This is a genomic window from Neisseria cinerea (assembly GCF_900475315.1).
Lineage (GTDB): Bacteria > Pseudomonadota > Gammaproteobacteria > Burkholderiales > Neisseriaceae > Neisseria > Neisseria cinerea.
On the sequence record NZ_LS483369.1, the window covers coordinates 1,565,399 to 1,583,606 of the forward strand.

Annotated in this window: 17 protein-coding genes and 1 other RNA gene; 10 read left to right on the top strand and 8 right to left on the bottom strand. The window is 47.1% G+C overall.

Going from position 1 to position 18,208, the window contains the following annotated elements; genetic code table 11:
• Positions 1 to 7 precede the first annotated feature (7 nt).
• A complete protein-coding gene (locus DQM57_RS08105; protein ID WP_111727476.1) occupies positions 8 to 4,162 on the top strand; it encodes a translocation/assembly module TamB domain-containing protein in 4,155 nt (1,384 codons plus the stop codon).
• Between the two features lie 254 nt (positions 4,163 to 4,416).
• The gene (locus DQM57_RS08110; RefSeq protein WP_111727477.1) at positions 4,417 to 5,874 is read left to right on the top strand and encodes an oligopeptide:H+ symporter; all 1,458 of its coding nucleotides are present in this window, start codon (positions 4,417 to 4,419) and stop codon (positions 5,872 to 5,874) included.
• A gap of 179 nt (positions 5,875 to 6,053) precedes the next feature.
• Here DQM57_RS08110 and rnpB read toward each other — a convergent pair.
• The 3 genes from rnpB to DQM57_RS08125 all read right to left on the bottom strand — a co-directional run bounded on the left by rnpB (position 6,054) and on the right by DQM57_RS08125 (position 8,592).
• An RNA gene (gene rnpB, locus DQM57_RS08115) (RNase P RNA component class A) lies at positions 6,054 to 6,413 on the bottom strand.
• A gap of 78 nt (positions 6,414 to 6,491) precedes the next feature.
• A complete protein-coding gene (gene prfB, locus DQM57_RS08120) occupies positions 6,492 to 7,595 on the bottom strand; it encodes a peptide chain release factor 2 (RefSeq protein WP_107860358.1) in 1,104 nt (367 codons plus the stop codon).
• A 103-nt stretch (positions 7,596 to 7,698) separates the two neighbouring features.
• Positions 7,699 to 8,592 (bottom strand): patatin-like phospholipase family protein, encoded by an 894-nt coding sequence (locus DQM57_RS08125; protein WP_111727478.1) that lies wholly within the window; start codon positions 8,590 to 8,592, stop codon positions 7,699 to 7,701.
• Between the two features lie 227 nt (positions 8,593 to 8,819).
• Here DQM57_RS08125 and DQM57_RS08130 point away from each other — a divergent pair, with 227 nt between their 5' ends.
• The 7 genes from DQM57_RS08130 (at position 8,820) to DQM57_RS08160 (ending at position 12,849) form a co-directional block, all read left to right on the top strand.
• Entirely contained in the window at positions 8,820 to 9,269 is a 450-nt protein-coding gene (locus DQM57_RS08130) for an HvfX family Cu-binding RiPP maturation protein (RefSeq protein WP_108044176.1), read from the top strand.
• 70 nt (positions 9,270 to 9,339) lie between these two features.
• Positions 9,340 to 9,588, top strand: a complete 249-nt coding sequence (locus tag DQM57_RS08135) for an HvfA family oxazolone/thioamide-modified RiPP metallophore (protein WP_108044175.1) — start codon at positions 9,340 to 9,342, stop codon at positions 9,586 to 9,588.
• A 217-nt stretch (positions 9,589 to 9,805) separates the two neighbouring features.
• On the top strand, positions 9,806 to 10,648 hold the full coding sequence (locus DQM57_RS08140; protein WP_111727479.1) for an HvfB family MNIO-type RiPP peptide maturase: 843 nt from the start codon (positions 9,806 to 9,808) through the stop codon (positions 10,646 to 10,648).
• Positions 10,638 to 11,384 (top strand): HvfC family RiPP maturation protein, encoded by a 747-nt coding sequence (locus tag DQM57_RS08145; protein ID WP_111727480.1) that lies wholly within the window; start codon positions 10,638 to 10,640, stop codon positions 11,382 to 11,384. Before DQM57_RS08140 ends, DQM57_RS08145 begins: the two co-directional genes overlap by 11 nt.
• Before the next feature lie 21 nt (positions 11,385 to 11,405).
• Positions 11,406 to 11,993, top strand: coding sequence for a sigma-70 family RNA polymerase sigma factor (locus DQM57_RS08150; RefSeq protein WP_111727481.1), 588 nt, complete (start codon positions 11,406 to 11,408; stop codon positions 11,991 to 11,993).
• A gap of 5 nt (positions 11,994 to 11,998) precedes the next feature.
• On the top strand, positions 11,999 to 12,178 hold the full coding sequence (locus tag DQM57_RS08155; protein ID WP_107860351.1) for a zf-HC2 domain-containing protein: 180 nt from the start codon (positions 11,999 to 12,001) through the stop codon (positions 12,176 to 12,178).
• Between the two features lie 251 nt (positions 12,179 to 12,429).
• Complete coding sequence (locus tag DQM57_RS08160; RefSeq protein ID WP_107860350.1) at positions 12,430 to 12,849, top strand: surface-adhesin E family protein; 420 nt, start codon at positions 12,430 to 12,432, stop codon at positions 12,847 to 12,849.
• 361 nt (positions 12,850 to 13,210) lie between these two features.
• On the opposite strand, the gene DQM57_RS08165 is transcribed toward DQM57_RS08160, so the two are convergent.
• Together DQM57_RS08165 and purD are read right to left on the bottom strand one after the other, a co-directional pair.
• Positions 13,211 to 13,780 (bottom strand): L-threonylcarbamoyladenylate synthase, encoded by a 570-nt coding sequence (locus tag DQM57_RS08165; protein WP_107860349.1) that lies wholly within the window; start codon positions 13,778 to 13,780, stop codon positions 13,211 to 13,213.
• A gap of 65 nt (positions 13,781 to 13,845) precedes the next feature.
• Positions 13,846 to 15,117, bottom strand: a complete 1,272-nt coding sequence (purD, locus tag DQM57_RS08170) for a phosphoribosylamine--glycine ligase (protein WP_111727482.1) — start codon at positions 15,115 to 15,117, stop codon at positions 13,846 to 13,848.
• Positions 15,118 to 15,273: 156 nt separating this feature from the next.
• On the opposite strand from purD, the gene DQM57_RS08175 reads away from it, so the two are divergent.
• Positions 15,274 to 15,591 carry a DUF4298 domain-containing protein gene (locus DQM57_RS08175; RefSeq protein ID WP_111727483.1) on the top strand — a complete coding sequence of 106 codons (318 nt, stop codon included), beginning with the start codon at positions 15,274 to 15,276 and terminating at the stop codon, positions 15,589 to 15,591.
• Between the two features lie 53 nt (positions 15,592 to 15,644).
• On the opposite strand, the gene DQM57_RS08180 is transcribed toward DQM57_RS08175, so the two are convergent.
• From DQM57_RS08180 to DQM57_RS08190, 3 genes are all read right to left on the bottom strand, one after another.
• On the bottom strand, positions 15,645 to 16,256 hold the full coding sequence (locus tag DQM57_RS08180; RefSeq protein WP_111727484.1) for an IMPACT family protein: 612 nt from the start codon (positions 16,254 to 16,256) through the stop codon (positions 15,645 to 15,647).
• Between the two features lie 62 nt (positions 16,257 to 16,318).
• On the bottom strand, positions 16,319 to 17,254 hold the full coding sequence (locus DQM57_RS08185) for an electron transfer flavoprotein subunit alpha/FixB family protein (RefSeq protein WP_111727485.1): 936 nt from the start codon (positions 17,252 to 17,254) through the stop codon (positions 16,319 to 16,321).
• 10 nt (positions 17,255 to 17,264) lie between these two features.
• On the bottom strand, positions 17,265 to 18,014 hold the full coding sequence (locus tag DQM57_RS08190) for an electron transfer flavoprotein subunit beta/FixA family protein (protein ID WP_003677057.1): 750 nt from the start codon (positions 18,012 to 18,014) through the stop codon (positions 17,265 to 17,267).
• Between the last annotated feature and the right edge of the window lie 194 nt (positions 18,015 to 18,208).

Consider the following 18,208-nt stretch of genomic DNA (forward strand, 5'->3'; position numbering starts at 1 on the left):
AGACACCATGACCGATACTTCACCGACCGTCAACGACACACGACAAATGCCGTCTGAAAACCGCCCTACCCCGCCGGTAAAAAAACGCAAACTGTTCCGTAAATCGGCAGCGGTATTGCTGTGCATCCTCATCCTGATAACGTCGTTTGCCGGCTGGCTTGCCGGTACGGAATCCGGTTTACGCTTCGGTCTGTACAAGATTCCGTCATGGTTCGGCGTAAACATCTCTTCCAAAAACCTCAAAGGTACGCTGATAGCCGGATTTGACGGCGACAACTGGTCGATAGAAACCGAAGGTGCCGACATCACCGTCAGCCGTTTCCGATTCGATTGGAAACCGTCCGAGCTGATACGCCGCCGCCTGCACATTACCGAAATATCCGCCGGCGACATTTCCATCGTTACCAAACCGACCCCGCCTAAAGAAGAGCGTCCGGCACAAGGGCTGCCGGACAGTATAGACCTGCCTGCCGCCGTATCCGTCGACCGCTTTGAAACAGGTAAAATCAGCGTGGGCAAAGCCTTTGACAAACAAACCGTCTATCTCGAAAGGCTGGATGCTTCATACCGTTATGACATCAAAGGACACCGCCTCGACCTGAAAACCGCCGACACCCCGTGGAGCAAATCGACCGGTGCAGTCGTAATCGGTCTGAAAAAACCTTTTGTCCTCAACACCGCCATCTACACCAAAGGCGAACTGGAAGGCGAAACCATACACGGTACGGCGCGCCTGTGGGGTAGTTTGCAGGATATGCACACCGACCTGATACTGGATGGCGACAATATCCATTTATCGGGGAAATCCATCATCCACCCGTTTGCCGAATCATTGGATAAAACATTGGAAGAAGTGCTGATTAAAGGATTCAACATCAATCCGTCCGCCTTCCTGCCCTCCCTACCCAAAGCAAGGCTTAACTTTGACCTGACCGCCATTCCGTCTTTTTCAGACGGCATCGCACTGGATGGTTCTCTCGACCTGGAAAATACCGAGGCCGGTTTTGCCGACCGCAACAGCATCCCCGTCCGACAGATTTTGGGAGACTTCGTCATCGGTCAGGATGGTGTGGTACATATTGATAATGCGGGCATTGCCCTGCTCGAACGGGGAAATATCAACCTGTCCGGCGATATCGATACCGGAAAAAACATCCTGCAACTGGATATAGGCATAGACTCTGTCGGCTCGGATGATGTGATTCAAACCGCAATCAACGGCAAGTTGAACGGAAATATCGGCATCAAAGGCCCAACCGCCTCACCAGGCATCACTTGGAAACTCAGCAACGGTACGGCACGCACGCACGGCAGTCTGGGTATTGAAAGCGACCCCGCAAACGGACAGCAAAAACTGGTGTTCGACACCGTTGGCATTGAAGCAGAGCAAGGCAGTTTGACCGCGCAAGGCTACCTCGAACTGTTTAAAGACCGCCTGCTCAAACTCGATATCCGCTCCCAAGCATTCAACCCCGCAAATATCGACCCGAAGTTTCCGTCAGGCAATATCAACGGCTCAATAAACCTTGCAGGAGAACTCGCAAAAGAGCAGTTTTCGGGAAAAATGCGGTTTTCCCCCAGCATACTCAACGGCGTACCGCTTAACGGTCATGCCGACATTGTTTACGAATCCCGCCACCTTCCGCGTGCCCTGATTGATTTGCGTCTGGGACAGAACATTATTAAAACAGACGGCAGCTTCGGTAAAAAAGGCGACCGTCTCAACCTCAATATCACCGCCCCCGATTTATCCCGCTTCGGTTTCGGACTGGAAGGCTTGTTAAACATACACGGCCATCTTTCCGGGGACCCATCCGAAGGCATCAAAACATTTGAAACCAACCTTTCCGGTACGGCACGCGGCCTGCATATCGGCAAGGCGGCAAACATTCGTTCCCTCGATTTCACACTCAAAGGTTCGCCCGATATAAACCGTCCGCTCCATGCCGACATAAAAGGCAGCAGCCTCTCCGTATCCGGCGGGGCGGCAGTTATCGACACTGCCGACCTGACACTGGACGGCACGGGCGTGCAACACCGTATCCGTACGCATGCCTCCATGACTCTGGACGGCAAGCCGTTCAAATTCGACTTGGACGCTTCAGGCGGTATCAACAAGGCACTTACCCTATGGAAAGGCAGTATTAGTGTTTTCGACATCGGCGGCGCATTCAACCTCAAGTTGCAAAACCGTATGATGCTTGAAGCCGGTGCGGAACGTGTGGCCATGAGTACGGCAAACTGGCGAGCCATGGGTGGCAGCCTGAATCTGCAACACTTTTCCTGGGATAAAAAAAGCGGCATATCGGCAAAAGGCAACGCACACAGCCTGCACATTGCCGAGCTGCACAATTTCTACAAACCGCCCGTCGAACACAATCTGGTTTTAGACGGAGATTGGGATGTCGCCTACGGGCATAATGCGCACGGCTACCTCAACATCAGCCGCCAAAGCGGGGATGTCGTATTGGACGGGAAACATGCTTTGGGCTTGAATGCGCTTTCCTTGAAAACCCGTTTCCAAAACAACCGCATCGAAACCCTGCTTGACAGCGGCACGCGTTTCGGACGGATTAATGCCGATTTGGATATCGGCAACGCCTTCGGCGGTAATATGGCTGCCGCACCGATTGGCGGGAGGATTACCGTTTCCCTTCCCGATTTCGGTGCATTCAAACCCTTTCTGCCCGCTACCGTACAAAATATCACCGGCAACCTGAACGCCGACGCGCATATCGGCGGACGGGTGGGCTCTCCGTCCGTCAACGCCGCTGTCAACGGTAACAGCAACTACGGGAAAATCAACGGCAACATCACAATCGGGCAAAGTAATTCTTTCAGTACCTCGCCCCTGGGCGGGAAACTCAACCTGACCGTTGCCGATGCTGAAGTATTCCGCAATTTCCTACCGGTCGGACAAACTGTCAAAGGCAGCCTGAATGCCGCCGTAACCCTTGGCGGCAACATTGCCAATCCGCACTTGGGCGGCAGCATCAACGGCGAAAAACTCTACTACCGCAACCAATCCCAAGGCATCATCTTGGATAACGGTTCACTGCGTTCCCATATAGAGGGTAGGAAATGGATAATTGACAGCTTGAAATTCCGTCATGAAGGGACGGCGGAACTCTCCGGCACGGTCAGTATGGAAAACAGCGAACCCGATGTCGATATCAGCGCGGTATTCGACAAATACCGCATCCTGTCCCGCCCTAACCGCCGCCTTCTGGTTTCCGGCAATACGCGCCTGCTCTATTCTCTGCAAAAAGGCATATCCGTTACCGGTATGATTAAAACAGATCAAGGATTGTTCGGCTCGCAAAAATCCTCAATGCCGTCTGTCGGAGATGATGTCGTCGTATTGGGAGAACCCAAAAAAGAAGCCGCCGCAACCCTCCCCGTCAGCATGAACATTACCTTGGATTTAAACGACAATATCCGCTTCGTCGGTTATGGTGCAGACGTTACCGCAGGCGGAAAGCTGACTCTGACCTCGCATCCCGGAGAGAGCGTACAGGGAATAGGTACGGTACACATTGTCAAAGGACGTTATAAAGCATACGGGCAGGATTTGGACATCACCAAAGGCAGGGTTTCCTTTGTCGGACCGCTCAATGCCCCCAACCTCAACATCCGTGCCGAACGCCGCCTTTCCCCCGTGGGGGCGGGTGTAGAAATTTTAGGCAGCCTCAACAGCCCGCGCGTTACCCTGACGGCAAACGAACCGATGAGTGAAAAAGACAAGCTCTCATGGCTCGTCCTCAACCGTGCCAGCAGCGGCAGCAGCAGCGACAACGATACCCTGTCTGCCGCCGCAGGCGCACTACTTGCCGGACAAATCAACGACCGAATCGGACTGGTGGATGATTTGGGATTTACCAGCAAACGCAGCAGAAACGCGCAAACCGGCGAACTCAATCCTGCCGAACAGGTACTGACTATCGGCAAACAACTCACCGGCGACCTCTACATCGGATACGAATACGGCATTTCCAGTGCAGAACAATCCATCAAAATGGTTTACCAGTTGACCCGTGCCATACAGGCGGTTGCCCGCATCGGCAGCCGTTCGTCGGGCGGCGAGCTGAAATACACCATACGTTTCGACCGTTTCTTCGGTTCAGACAAGAAAGACACCACGGAAAACGGCAAAGAAAAATAGTCGGATTTCAGACGGCAAAGCCAACGATTCAAGCTGCGCCGTCTGCAAATCACACCGTCAAAAAGAGCTTTTGCTTAAATACAATTAATTGAATTTAAACGATTATTAAATAAATTCAACACAAAAAACCGTAATAATCTATTTGACAATACATAAAAATATCGGTTACAACCGGATTTGATACAAGAAAAATACTGATGCCGTCTGCAACCGTTTCAGACGGCATTACGAGAAAATCTTTTAGGAGAATCCACATGTCCCAACACTCCTCCTGCTCCGAAGAAAAAAAATTCTTTGGGCATCCCTTCCAGCTTTCCACCCTCTTCCATATTGAATTGTGGGAACGTTTTTCCTTCTACGGAATGCAGGGCATCCTGCTGATTTACCTCTACTACACTGCCAACAAAGGAGGTTTGGGGATAGACAAAACCCTTGCAGGCGGTATTGTCGGCGCATACAGCGGCAGCGTGTACCTGTCCACCATTTTGGGCGCGTGGTTTGCCGACCGAGTATGGGGTGCGGAAAAAACCCTCTTCCTCTCGGGCATCGTCGTGATGCTCGGACACATCGTCCTTGCCGCAGCACCGGGCCTGTACGGCCTTTTAATCGGGCTGATATTCATCGCATTGGGCAGCGGCGGCGTGAAATCTACGGCCAGTTCAATGGTGGGCGCATTATACGAACAAGACGAAATGCGCCCGCTGCGCGATGCAGGTTTCTCCATCTTCTACATCGCCATCAACATCGGCGGCTTCTTAGGCCCCTTATTGACCGGACTGCTTCAAGAAAATATCGGTTTCCATTATGGCTTTGGCGCAGCAGCGGTCGGTATGGCATTCGGCTTGTGGCGTTATTCCTTAGGTCGTAAAAACCTCCCACATCCCACGGTTCCCCATCCGCTTTCAAAAGGACAAGGCAAAACTGCGGCTGCCATCGGCATTGCCTTTATTGCCGCACTTGCAACCGCTATCAAAACCGGGCTTATCAACGTCGACAATTTCTCCACCGTCCTACTGTCTACCATCATCCTTGCCGTAATCGTCTATTTTACCCGGCTGCTGACCAATCCCCACGTTAGTTCCGACAATAAGCGGCACATCATCGCCTATATGCCCCTTTTCCTGACCATCTGTATGTTTTGGGCGGTCTGGTTTCAAGTCTATACGGTCGCCACGGTCTATTTTGACGAAACCGTTAACCGCACCATAGGATCATTTACCATACCGGTCTCATGGAAAGACTCCATACAAAGCATGTGGGTTATCCTCTTTTCCGGCGTGATGGCGGCTATTTGGACCAAAATGGGGCGTAAACAGCCTAAAACTCCCCTTAAATTTGCTATGGCGGTATTTGTAACCGGCGCATCCTTTCTATGTTTCATTCCCTTTATCTCATCAGGCACCCCGATGCCTATTATGGTTTTCTCACTGATTATCCTTGCCATCACGATAGGTGAATTAATGATTTCCCCTATTGCGCTATCCATATCCACCAAAATTGCCCCTCCTTTATTCAAAACCCAAATGGTCGCCCTCAACTTTCTTGCTTTTTCATTAGGTTTTACTTTGGGAGGAGTATTGTTTGAAAAAGGTTATCATGCCGGTAACGACATCGGATTTTACCAACTGCTCTTCTACATCGGTGCAGCAACAGGCACATTGCTCCTGCTGCTTATCCCTGTTTTAAATAAAATGCTGAAAGGTATAGACTGAAACCTGTTTTTGCCACAAAAATGCCGTCTGAAAACCTTCAGACGGCATTTTTCATATAATCCCCAATACCATTCGTATTGCAACCCGACATTAAAGGATGCCTATTTCCTTTCCGATATACGGAAATAAAATGCCGTCTGAAACATTCGTTGTATCAGACGGCACTTTTATGTCGGATGCACACAGGACAGGCGGTAAGCCGGGTTCTGTCTCGGACAGTCATTCCTCTAGGCATACCGTTGCCAGTATGCTCAAGCAACCTACCCGAACGCTCGGCGGGCAGCGTCATTGCGTTCTGTTTGGTCTTGCTCCGAATGGGGTTTGGCCTGCCGCATATTGTTACCAAATGCGCGGTGCGCCCTTACCGCACCTTTTCACCCTTACCTGTGCTGCCAAAGCAGCCATCGGCGGTTTTGCTTTCTGTTCCACTTTCCGTCGCGTTACCGCGCCCGGCCGTTAACCGGCATTCTACCCTGCGGAGCCCGGACTTTCCTCCCCGTATGCCTTACGCGATACGCAGCGACTGTCTGCCCGTCCCGTGTGCGGCGCGGATTATAACACGAAACGCAAAAATGCCGTCTGAAACGGTACAGGTTTCAGACGGCATACAGTCTAAACTACACGCCTTGTTTCAGGCTGGCTTCGATAAAGCCGTCCAAGTCGCCGTCCAATACGGCTTTGGTGTTGCCGACTTCGTAGCCTGTACGCAAGTCTTTAATGCGTGAGGAATCCAAAACGTATGAGCGGATTTGGCTGCCCCAACCTACATCGGATTTACCTTCTTCCAATGCCTGTTTCTCTTCGTTACGTTTGCGCATTTCCAATTCGTACAGTTTGGATTTCAACATTTCCATCGCGGCCGCTTTGTTGGCGTGTTGCGAACGGTCGTTTTGACATTGCACCACAATACCGGTCGGCTCGTGGGTAATACGCACGGCGGAGTCGGTTTTGTTAATATGCTGACCGCCCGCGCCCGATGCACGGTAGGTGTCAATGCGCAAATCGGCGGGGTTGATTTCGATTTCGATGGAATCGTCGATTTCCGGATAGGCAAACACGGAGGCAAACGAGGTATGGCGTTTGTTGTTCGAGTCAAACGGCGAGTAACGCACCAAGCGGTGAACGCCGGTTTCAGTACGCAGCAAACCGTAGGCGTATTCGCCTTCCACTCGGATAGTCGCGCGGTTGATGCCCGCGATTTCGCCGTCGTCTTCTTCGAGGATTTCGATTTTGAAGCCTTTGCGCTCGGCGTAGCGGCTGTACATGCGGAACAGCATACCCGCCCAGTCTTCCGCTTCGGTACCGCCCGCGCCTGCAGTGATGTCGATAAAGCAGTTGTTCGGGTCGGCAGGCTGGTTGAACATCCGTTTAAACTCCAAATCCGCCATCTGTTTTTCCAGTCCCGACACGTCTTCCTGCACGGCGGCAAAACCTTCTTCGTCGTTTTCTTCGACGGTCATTTCAATCAGCATGCGGTTGTCTTCGATGCCCGACGCGATGTTGTCGAGCGTCAATACGATGCCTTCGAGGATTTTGCGCTCTTTGCCGATTTCTTGGGCGCGTTTCGGGTCGTTCCACAGCTCAGGGTCTTCAGAAAGACCGATGACTTCTTCCAATCGGTCTTTCTTACCCTGATAATCCATATAAACGCGGATGTCTTCGCTGCGCTTTTCCAAATCGTTCAGGGTGTTGTTGAGCTGGTTGATTACTTCGGCTTCCATGATTCTTTTGTTCTTTCAAAATTTTAGGGGCGTATTGTACGGGATTCGGGTATTTTTTTCTATGGATAAAGCCTTCTGGAAACACGTTCAGACGGCATGACTGTCAATAACGGTATGCCGCCAGTTTACGTTTAATTTCAGGCAATGCGGCACGTGCGGCCTCTTCACCTAACCGGATGGCGCGTTTTTTCTGATCGAATCCGCCAACAGACCCCAAATCCAACACCTGCGGTTTGATGACAACATTTGCCTGCCCCAATTCGTTTTGCAGTGCGGAAACGCTCATTACGTTCAGTGTCTGATCGAGATAAGAGAAGAACCCTTGATTGACATTTTTGCTCGGACGTGCGGAAATATCGACGGCAATGACAAAATTCGCTCCCTGCCGCCTGGCCGAACTGACAGGGACGGGCTGCGACAGACCGCCGTCAACATATTTGTGCCTGCCGATGATGACTGGCTGGAACACATTGGGAATTGCTGCGGAAGCACGAACCGCCTGTCCGACATTCCCCTGATTAAAAGCGACGGCTTTGCCGGTTTCAAAATCAGTGGCAACGGCGGCAAATTTAATGGGAAACTGCTGGATTTGCAATCCACCGACCTTTTGGTTGATATAAGACTGCAGTTTTTCACCTTTGATAAAACCACTGGTGGACAAGGTTAAATCGACTAAATCCGTTTTACCTAAAATCTCGGCTTCCAATTCAAGGCGGTCTGGAGACATTCCTGATGCATAAAGACTGCCGACTATCGAACCTGCCGATGTACCGGTTACAACCTTCACAGGAATACCATTTTCTTTCAAAACCTTAATAATCCCTATATGGGCAAATCCTTTAGATGCCCCGCCACCGAGAGCCAAACCGACCACTGCAGTAGGTTTAGAGGTTTGTACGGGTTTGCGTGCAGTTTGGCTCCCTGTCGTACCGCATGCGGTAAACAGCAAAATTGCCGGCACAGCCCAAAACTGTTTGATTTTTGAAAAATTTAACATATTTATTATTCCTTTACCTGATACGGTCACTGCATTCTACACATTTTCCAATATTAGGAATTATCTCATAACGGCCCCATTCCCTAAACATCAACCTCATTCCCTTCACTCTATTAGTAGAATATTTATTATATATATTCAATGTGTTACTAAGATTTCAATGATTCAGTGTAAGTTTTACATAATAAATATCGTCTAATAGCATATCAATAGAAACAGGAAATTTTATGAAAAACGGAACAATCTGGCAGACGGCATTATCCATGCTGATTTTACGTTTGTTTGCCGCATATGAATTTTTAGAATCAGGTTTGCAAAAATGGAACGGGGAAAACTGGTTTTCAGAAATTAACAGCCAATTCCCTTTCCCATTTAACATCTTTCCTGACAGCTTAAACTGGAATCTCGCCATGTATGCAGAGCTCTTGTTACCTGTCTTATTGCTCTTAGGACTGGCAACACGCCTTTCAGCATTAGGACTGATAATAGTTACTGCTGTCGCATGGGCTGCAGTTCATGCCGGTTTGGGCTACAATGTCTGCGACAACGGCTATAAAATGGCTTTAATTTATATCGTGGTTTTGATCCCCCTGCTGCTTCAAGGAGCGGGTATTTGGTCGCTTGACCAACTGATCAAACACCGTTTTTGCGCCAAATGCCGTCTAAAAAACAATTGATTCGGTCGAGGAAGGCGACTTTAAAAACTTCCAACTTAACTGCCTATTTTTTATTTAGAAAGGAATTACCATGAAAAAAACCGTAGCAGCAGCCCTGGCCGGCGCATTATCCCTGTCTTTAGCATCCGGTGCAGTTGCCGCCGACAAACCTGCTACAGCAGAAAAACCTGCCGCTAAAGCAGCAGAAGGTACTTGCGGATCTGCAAAAGCTACTGAAGGAAAATGCGGGGCAAGTGCAAAAAAAGCGCCTGCCAAGCAAGCAAAAGCTACCAAAGCAGCAGAAGGTAAATGCGGCGAAGGTAAATGCGGTTCTAAATAACACCGTATTCTGAAAAGCCGCATTTTGACGATAAATGCGGCTTTTTAACAACAAATAAAGGTTGTTACAGGCTCTTTTTTAATATTCTGTTGATTTTGCATTATGATGCAAAGTAATTGTTTTGTAATTTATTAAGTTTAGATGACCAAATCGACAGTATTTTAAAACATTGCTTTTTTCATCATCAAATTTCTTTATACTGCCTCCGGATGAAATCATGATTCAACATGCAGGCTTAGGCTACCGCCGCGACTTGGCGGAAGACTTTCTTTCACTTTCAGACAACAGCCCGATACGCTTTATCGAGGCCGCCCCCGAAAACTGGATGAAAATGGGCGGCAGGGCGCGCAAACAATTTGACCGCGTGGCGGAACGGCTACCGCTGGCGTTGCACGGATTATCCATGTCGCTGGGCGGACAAGCCCCGCTGGATACCGATTTGATAGACGGCATCAAAGAAATGATGCGCCGTTATGACTGCACGTTTTTCTCCGACCATTTGAGCTACTGCCACGACGGCGGTCATCTTTACGATTTGTTGCCGCTGCCTTTCACTGAAGAAATGGTGCAACATACTGCGCGCCGTATCCACGAAGTGCAGGATCGGTTGGGCTGCCGTATTGCCGTAGAAAACACGTCCTACTACCTGCATTCTCCGCTTGCCGAGATGAACGAGGTTGAGTTCCTCAACGCTGTTGCCCGTGAAGCCGACTGTGGCATTCATTTGGACGTGAACAATATTTACGTCAACGCCGTCAACCACGGACTGTTGTCGCCTGAAGCCTTTTTAGAAAATGTGGACGCAGAGCGCGTGTGCTATATCCATATTGCCGGACATGATGTGGAAACGCCCGAGCTTTTGATTGATACGCATGGCGCGGCGGTTTTGCCGACCGTTTGGGATTTGCTCGAACTCGCCTATGCCAAACTGCCGACGATTCCGCCCACCCTATTGGAACGCGATTTCAATTTTCCGCCTTTTGCCGAACTCGAAGTCGAAGTCGCCAAAATTACCGACTATCAAACGCGTGCCGGAAAGGAACACCGCCGTGCAGCCTGAAACCTCCGCCCAATACCAACACCGCTTTGCCCAAGCCATACGCGAAGGCGAAGCCGCCGACGGATTGCCGCAAGACCGCTTGAACGTCTATATCCGACTGATACGAAACAACATTCACAGCTTTATCGACCGCTGTTATACCGAAACGCTGCAATACTTTGACAGTGAAGAATGGGGACGTCTGAAAGAAGATTTCGTCCGCGACGCGCACGCCCAAACGCCCTATTTTCAAGAAATCCCCGGCGAGTTCCTCCGATATTGCCAAAGCCTGCCGCTTTCAGACGGCATTTTGGCACTGATGGATTTTGAATATACACAATTGCTTGCAGAAGTTGCGCAAATTTCAGATATTCCAAATATTCGCTATTCAAATGACATTAAATATACTCTATCCCCTACGGCTTTTATACGGCGATATCGCTATGATGTTATTGATAGCCTGCAGGAAATAGATTGGGGCTTATTAATCTGGAGAGACAGTGAAGATAATGTAATGTACCAAACACTGGATGATTTCGAAGCTATGCTGCTGGAAATGATGAACTCATCCTCAATTTCACTTAACATGCTAACCCAAACTCTTATCGAATTTATGCCTGATACCGATAATTGGAAAAAAATGTTGATAGACAAATGGTTAAACTGGATTGATCAAAGAATTATAATCCCTGCTTTACCCGCTGCATCCCAAAATATAGAAAACAGCTCTGCATTTCAAAAGCACATATCCGCATAAAACCACCCTATTCCCGATACTATGCCGCTACCCGACCTGACCGATGCCGAATTAATGGAGTCGCGCAAACTGCTTCTGCATTTTACGCAGCTCCAATTGCCTGACTATCCTGATTTGGCTGAAGATTTAGTGCAGGAAACATTACTGTCTGCATACAGCGCAGGCAACAGTTTTCAAGGCAGGGCGTTTGTCAACAGCTGGCTTTTTGCCATATTGAAAAACAAAATTATTGACGCATTACGTCAAATCGGGAGGCAAAGGAAAATCTTTACCGCACTGGATGACGAACTGCTGGATGAAACATTTGAAAGCCATTTTTTCCCAAACGGGCATTGGACACCGGAAGGGCAACCTCAACATTGGAACACTCCGGAAAAATCATTAAATAACAACGAATTTCAAAAAATTCTGCAAAGCTGCCTATACAACCTTCCTGAAAACACCGCACGGGTATTCACCCTGAAAGAAATACTCGGTTTTTCATCCAACGAAATACAACAAATGTGCGGTATCAGTACAGCCAACTACCACACCATTATGCACCGCGCCCGAGAATCATTGCGCCAATGCTTACAAATTAAATGGTTCAACCAAGAAAACCCGAAGTAAACGTTATGAAAAAATGCCGCGATATTACCCTGCTTCTTTCCAAACATCAGGAACGGGAAACCACCCCGAGCGAGAAGATTTCAATATACATACATCTGCTGTTCTGCCCGCATTGCCGGGAATATAAAAGACAGCTTCAAACCATCAAAATATCACTGGCAAAAACAACCCGAACTTCAAAATAAATGCCGTCTGAAATATCAACCTTCAGACGGCATAGCAGGAAATAAATCAAACTAATTTACTGTTGTAGACAGTTCATCCATAATATACACTTCAAAAGCAGCATATTTTCTATAATAAGAAATACAAATATTCCAAACATGCAAAGTTACATGAGTGTTGCCATGTGTTTATCTCATTTAATAGAATATTATCTCCCTCGCTTAACCCCATATTTCTAAATAACAAATTTACAACCATCAAGGAAATCCTAATGCGTTCTACCTTACCCCTTATTTTACTTCCCATTTTACTGATCTCCTGCAGTACATTAAACAGTTCTTCTCAATGGGAAAATATCGGCACTATCTCAAACGGCAATATTCATGTATATATCAATAAAGACAATTTCAAAAAGAACGGAAATATTATAATTTTTCAAGATAAAAAAGTTGTTATCGATCTAAAACAAGAACGTTTCGCCAACACTCCCGCATATAAGACAGCCATTGCCGAATGGGAAATCCACTGCAACAATAAAACATACCGCTTAAGTTCACTACAGTTGTTTGATACAAAAAACGTAGAAATTTCCAGACAATCCTACACAGCCTCTTCGCTTCGCCCAATGAGTATCTTATCTGGAACATTAACTGAAAAACAATATGAAATCGTATGCAAAAGAAAACTATGATTGATATTTATCCACAAATTTATCCATAGGTATTCAAATTTAAATACTTTCTAAAACGCCGTAATATCAATACTCGCCGAATACTAGAAACCATTCGGATAAGTTATACTCAAACTTATCCACAGCATTTCGGATTAATAAATTTACTGCTTTAATATAAAACATTTAACATCCATCCACTATCCAACTGTGGCTTTTATATAACATTTTGCATTTTTATTCCTATTTAACTAACGCTTTTCCATATAGATATCACAGTTTAATTCAATAACCTTAACTATAAATAATTAACTGGTTTATAAAAAATGAAGGGCTGTCCTAGATACCTAGGATAGCCCTTTATCTTTCCCCATTAAGTTTCCTAACGCAAACGCTTACCTGTTTCTCCATCAATAATCTGACTCGGTAATTTTTGCCTACCTATCCTTCCTCCTATAACCCATACATTCCGTCCAAATTGTCTTTTAACTTCCCTTTCTGTCCTACATGCACGTTTACCCGCCCTATTGCATGAGGTAGAAACTAAAGGCATACCCAATACCTGACACAAACGTCTTGCTCCATCATGATCGGGAACCCTGACTGCCAACTTATTGCGCCTCTTACCACGCAACTTAGGTAATACGCCAGATTTAGCCAACAATAGGAAAGTCTTAGGAGCAGGCCATTCTTTTATAAGTATATTCTGTAAATTTTCAGATGGCATTTTAAGCAAAGGCCGTAATTGTTCAAATTGATTCCCGATGACAATCATCCCCTTATGTTGCGGTCTTTTTTTCAAATGTGTTAACTTACTAAGTGCATTAGCTAATGTTGGAAGACACCCCAATCCATAACATGATTCCGTTGGATAAGCTACCAAACCGCCTTTTTTCAAATAAACTCTTAACTTACGTTGCGCTGATGCAGCGATAATTCTCGGAAATAACATAATATAAATGCCGTCTGAAGCGTATAATTCATACTTAGCTTCAGACGGCATCATCCTCTTTCTAATTAACGATTAATAGCTTTATCAGCAATATCTTTACGGTATTGCATGCCGCCGAAGCTGATTTTTTCCAATGCGCCATACGCCGTGGCTTTGGCTTGAGCCACATCGTCGCCCAATCCTACGACACACAATACGCGCCCACCGTTGGTCAATACGTCGCCTTTCTCGTTTGCCGTTGTACCTGCATGGAAAACTTTGCCTACTTGGTTGGCAGCATCTAGACCGGAAATAACATCGCCTTTTTTAGGTGTTTCGGGATAATTTTGAGCCGCCAGCACCACACCTACGGCAGTTTGCGGGTTCCATTCCGCGGTTACGCTATCGAGTTTGCCGTCTATTGCTGCTTCAACCAAATCCGCCAAATCGCTGTTCAGACGACTCATAATCGGCTGAGTTTCGGGATCACCAAAACGGCAGTTAAACTCAATCGTATAGGGTGCGCCACTTTGATCAATCATCAAACCTGCGTACAGGAAGCCGGTAAACTCATGTCCTTCCTCTTTTATACCCGCTACAGTCGGCAAAATAATCTCGTTCATCGCGCGCTCGTACACGGCTGGCGTTACCACAGGCGCGGGACTGTACGCACCCATACCGCCTGTATTCGGGCCTTTGTCGCCGTCTAAAAGACGCTTGTGGTCTTGGCTGGTCGCCATAGGCAATACATGATTACCATCAACCATGACGATAAAGCTCGCTTCTTCGCCTTGCAGAAAATCTTCAATCACAACGCGTGCACCGGCATTGCCCATTTTGTTGCCCAGCAGCATATCGTCAATCGCAACATGCGCTTCATCCAAAGTCATCGCCACAATTACGCCTTTACCTGCCGCCAAACCATCGGCTTTGATGACGATGGGCGCACCTTTCTGATTGACGTAATCGTGTGCAGCATCGGCATTTTCAAAGGTTTGATATTGCGCGGTCGGAATGTTGTATTTCGCCATAAATGCTTTGGCAAAATCTTTAGAACTTTCCAACTGCGCCGCATATTGTGTCGGACCAAATATTTTCAGCCCTGCGGCACGAAAATCATCCACAATACCTGCCGCCAAAGGCGCTTCAGGGCCAACGACGGTAAAAGTAATATTTTCTTTACGACAGAATTCGATCAAATCCTGATGCGCAGTCAAGGCGATGTTTTGGAGCTTGGGTTCAATCGCCGTACCGGTATTACCGGGCGCAACAAATACTGTTTCCACTTTGGGCGACTGTGCCAATTTCCAAGCCAACGCGTGTTCGCGACCACCATTACCAATAACCAGCAGTTTCATGTCATCTCCTTGACAAATATGTACTTTTAACGAAAACTCAACACAAGGGGACTTTTGTCCCGTTTGAAGAAATTTTAGTGAAATCAAACAAAAAACCGCTTCATTCCACTCTGTAACCTATTCAACTTATCCACAAATTAAAAAGGACAAGCAACCATGCAAAAATGTATTGATGAAATCCAAAAAAAATACCGCGAATGGTGTCATTTACTACCGCAATTAGAAGAAGACATCCGGCGTTGGAAACATGCCATAGCTTTGATTCGCGATATGGACAATTTCTATACCCATGAGTATCAGGTTTGCCATCAGGCCATTGAAGATGGAGTAGAACTGGATTTGCGTACAGAAGGCGAATACAGCATTATGAGTGAAGATGCATTATGGAACGCGCTGGGCGAATTCCATCAATTAGCCTGGCTATATTTGCGCTCTAGCGTCGATGCCCTGGACAGATATACGCAAGAAGATTAATGAGCAAAGAGGTCGTCTAAAAACCCTAAGATATGAATTTTCAGACGACCTTTTCATTCAAAAGGCTTTTCCGTATCTACTTCAATCTGCCGTGTATTCTTCCAAGCCATAACACAAGCCTCATATTTTGCCAACGACAAACTTACCGTCAATCGGCAATCCAACTGTAAATCCTGCTCCAATATATCTGCCTGATATTGTTTAGCGATGCGTATTGCTTCGTTCAAAAACGGATACTCACATTTTAGCCAAACGGTTTTTTCAATATTCTTTTCAACCACTTCCGCGATCACCAACGCCTGAGCCGTTGCCTCTTTGTATGCGTGAATCAGACCAGGAACTCCCAATAAAGTACCGCCAAAATAGCGCACAACAACGACCAAAACATCGGTTACACCTACCGAATCAATCTGCCCTAAAATCGGCCGACCCGCGCTTCCTGATGGCTCTCCATCATCATTGGCACGAAATTGCATACCATCCACACCCAAACGATAGGCATAGCACAAGTGTCGTGCTTTATGATGTTCTTCCTTTAACGGATCAAGGTATTTTTTCACATCAGCCAATGTCCGAATCGGATAGGCAAATGCAATAAAACGGCTGCCTTTATCTTTAAACTCAGCCTGTGTCGGGGAAGTAATGGTGTTATAAGTCGTAATCATGCTGAAATGTTTTCAGACGACTTTATTAATAACAAGGTCGTCTGAACGTTTCACGTGAAACATCAATTTTTCAATGCTTCTGTTAATTGCGGGACGATTTCGAATAAATCGCCTACCAACCCGTAATCGGCCACATTGAAAATCGGTGCATCAGCATCTTTGTTGATTGCGACAATCACTTTGCTGTCCTGCATACCGGCAACGTGTTGAATCGCACCTGAAATACCGATTGCAAAATAGAGCTGCGGCGCAACCACTTTACCGGTTTGTCCGACTTGCACGTCATTCGGCGCATATTCGGCATCAACTGCCGCACGGGATGCACCAATTGCCGCGCCTAAAACATCTGCCAACGGTGTCAGCACTTCATTGAATTTTTCCGCACTACCCAAAGCACGACCACCGGAGACAATGACTTTTGCCTGAGTCAACTCGGGACGATCGGAACAGGAAAGCTTACGGCTCACAAAACGGCTCAGGTTTTGAGCAGAGATTGCTTCAACATTAACTGCCTCGGCATGACCGCCTTGTGCAGGAGCTGCATCAAAAGCCGTTGCTCGAAAGGTCAGCACCAATTGTTCCGAATCAGCTTGCACGGTTTCAAATGCATTACCCGCATAAATCGGGCGTACAAAAGTCGTGTTATCCACAATCTCGGTCAAATCAGAAATTTGCGATACGTCTAATAAGGCTGCTACGCGGGGTAGAAGGTTTTTACCGAATGTAGTCGCCGTTGCAGCAATATAGCGGTAATCCGCCGCCAATTTGACAACCAGCGGAGCCAACTCTTCAACCAAACCTTCGGCATAATGGACAGCATCTGCAACCAAAACTTTTTCCACACCCGCTACTTGTTTCGCGGATTCCACTACAGCCGATGAGCCATTTCCGGCAACCAATAAATCGACTTTACCCAGTTTGGCGGCAGCGGTAACAGCATGCAAAGTAGCAGGATTCAACTGTTTGTTATCGTGTTCGGCAATAATCAATACGCTCATTTCAGTCTCCTCAAATCACTTTGGCTTCGTTTTTCAATTTTTCAACCAATTCAGCAACGCTTGCTACTTTTATGCCTGCCTGACGCGCTTTAGGCTCTGCAAATTTCACCGTTTTCAGACGAGGTGAAATGTCGGCAACTAAATCGGCAGGAGTCAGTTTTTCCAAAGGTTTTTTCTTTGCCGCCATAATATTGGGGAGTTTGACAAAGCGCGGTTCGTTCAGACGCAAATCTGCACTGATGACTGCAGGCAGTTTCAACGCAATCGTTTCTTCGCCGCCATCGATTTCGCGCACAATCTGCACTTCGTCGCCTTCAATTTGTACTTTTGAAGCAAACGTACCTTGCGCCGCATTCAGCAAAGCTGCCAACATTTGCGCCACTTGGTTGGCATCATCATCGATCGCTTGTTTGCCCAAAAAGAAAATTTGCGGATTTTCTTTGTCCGCAACAGCTTTCAGCAGCTTAGCAACTGCCAACGGCTCCAATTTCGCATCAGTTTCAACATGAATTGCACGGTCGGCACCCATAGCCAAAGCGGTACGCAACGTTTCTTCGCATTTTTTCTCACCCAAAGAAACCGCTACGATTTCGCTTACTTTTCCGGCTTCTTTCAGTCGGACGGCTTCTTCCACTGCGATTTCGTCAAACGGGTTCATTGACATTTTGACATTGCCGATATCCACATCCGAACCATCGGCTTTTACACGAACTTTGACGTTGTAGTCCACTACGCGCTTTACTGCGACCAGTGCTTTCATTGAATTCTCCTAAAAAGAACGCTGCTTTCACCATCAAGTGAAACCAAACCTTCTTCTCTATAAAATCAAATCCGTTTTTCTTAAAAACGAATTCATTCAGAAATTTTCGGATAATGCTTGCCGATTATACCATTTTAAAGCATTTACTCAGGCTGGTAGATATACATTCTTATACTTATCAAACTGGAAAATAT

What these genes read in the sequence shown, in the direction of transcription:
- DQM57_RS08105 (WP_111727476.1), top strand. Translation starts at nt 8, where the DNA reads ATGACCGATACTTCACCGACCGTCAACGACACACGACAAATGCCGTCT.
- DQM57_RS08110 (WP_111727477.1), top strand. Translation starts at nt 4,417, where the DNA reads ATGTCCCAACACTCCTCCTGCTCCGAAGAAAAAAAATTCTTTGGGCAT.
- prfB (WP_107860358.1), bottom strand. Translation starts at nt 7,595, where the DNA reads ATGGAAGCCGAAGTAATCAACCAGCTCAACAACACCCTGAACGATTTG.
- DQM57_RS08125 (WP_111727478.1), bottom strand. Translation starts at nt 8,592, where the DNA reads ATGTTAAATTTTTCAAAAATCAAACAGTTTTGGGCTGTGCCGGCAATT.
- DQM57_RS08130 (WP_108044176.1), top strand. Translation starts at nt 8,820, where the DNA reads ATGAAAAACGGAACAATCTGGCAGACGGCATTATCCATGCTGATTTTA.
- DQM57_RS08135 (WP_108044175.1), top strand. Translation starts at nt 9,340, where the DNA reads ATGAAAAAAACCGTAGCAGCAGCCCTGGCCGGCGCATTATCCCTGTCT.
- DQM57_RS08140 (WP_111727479.1), top strand. Translation starts at nt 9,806, where the DNA reads ATGATTCAACATGCAGGCTTAGGCTACCGCCGCGACTTGGCGGAAGAC.
- DQM57_RS08150 (WP_111727481.1), top strand. Translation starts at nt 11,406, where the DNA reads ATGCCGCTACCCGACCTGACCGATGCCGAATTAATGGAGTCGCGCAAA.
- DQM57_RS08155 (WP_107860351.1), top strand. Translation starts at nt 11,999, where the DNA reads ATGAAAAAATGCCGCGATATTACCCTGCTTCTTTCCAAACATCAGGAA.
- DQM57_RS08160 (WP_107860350.1), top strand. Translation starts at nt 12,430, where the DNA reads ATGCGTTCTACCTTACCCCTTATTTTACTTCCCATTTTACTGATCTCC.
- DQM57_RS08165 (WP_107860349.1), bottom strand. Translation starts at nt 13,780, where the DNA reads ATGTTATTTCCGAGAATTATCGCTGCATCAGCGCAACGTAAGTTAAGA.
- purD (WP_111727482.1), bottom strand. Translation starts at nt 15,117, where the DNA reads ATGAAACTGCTGGTTATTGGTAATGGTGGTCGCGAACACGCGTTGGCT.
- DQM57_RS08175 (WP_111727483.1), top strand. Translation starts at nt 15,274, where the DNA reads ATGCAAAAATGTATTGATGAAATCCAAAAAAAATACCGCGAATGGTGT.
- DQM57_RS08180 (WP_111727484.1), bottom strand. Translation starts at nt 16,256, where the DNA reads ATGATTACGACTTATAACACCATTACTTCCCCGACACAGGCTGAGTTT.
- DQM57_RS08185 (WP_111727485.1), bottom strand. Translation starts at nt 17,254, where the DNA reads ATGAGCGTATTGATTATTGCCGAACACGATAACAAACAGTTGAATCCT.
- DQM57_RS08190 (WP_003677057.1), bottom strand. Translation starts at nt 18,014, where the DNA reads ATGAAAGCACTGGTCGCAGTAAAGCGCGTAGTGGACTACAACGTCAAA.